This is a genomic window from Micromonospora sp. RTBAU3-60, assembly GCF_054963695.1.
Genome location: NZ_JBUEGB010000195.1, coordinates 1 through 823, shown reverse-complemented (window position 1 = coordinate 823; position 823 = coordinate 1). Strand labels below are relative to the sequence as shown.

Below are 823 nucleotides of genomic sequence, written 5' to 3'. Positions count from 1 at the left end.
CTGGTCGGGGAGTCCGGCTGCGGGAAGACCACCACGGGCCGGATGCTGGTGCGGCTGCTGGACGCGACCTCCGGGTCGATCGAGTTCGACGGGCGGGACATCACCCACGCCCGCCGCGCCCAGTTGCGGCCGTTGCGGCAGGACCTGCAGATCATCTTCCAGGACCCCTACGCCTCGCTGAACCCCCGCCACACCGTCGGCCGGATCGTGGCCATGCCGTTGCAGGTCAACGGCATCAACCCACCCGGCGGCATCAAGAAACGCGTCCAGGAACTCCTCGAACTGGTCGGGCTGAACCCGGAGCACTACAACCGGTACCCGCACGAGTTCTCCGGCGGCCAACGCCAACGCATCGGCATCGCCCGCGCCCTCGCGCTGCGCCCGAAACTGATCGTCGCCGACGAACCCGTCTCCGCGCTGGACGTCTCCATCCAGGCCCAGGTCATCAACCTGCTACGCGACCTGCAACGCGACCTCGACCTGGCCTTCGTGTTCATCGCCCACGACCTCGCCGTCGTACGCCACTTCTGCCACCGCGTCGCCGTCATGTACCTCGGCAAAATCGTCGAGATCGGCGACCGCGACGACATCTACCAACGACCCCAGCACCCCTACACCCGAGCCCTGCTGTCCGCCATCCCCGACGTCACCACCCTCGGACCCGCCGGACGCATCCGCCTCGCCGGCGACGTACCCACCCCGCTCAACCCACCATCCGGCTGCCGATTCCGCACCCGCTGCTGGAAAGCCCAGGACCGCTGCGCCACCGAAGAACCCCCACTGATCACCCGCGACGGCGGCGGGCAACTCACCGCCTGCCACT

Annotated in this window: 1 protein-coding gene; it reads left to right on the top strand. The window is 68.7% G+C overall.

Features of this window, described 5'->3' with window-relative positions:
- Positions 1-823 (top strand): ABC transporter ATP-binding protein (locus tag ACY34I_RS40530; RefSeq protein ID WP_462760852.1); only part of this gene is annotated, 823 nt, incomplete at both ends.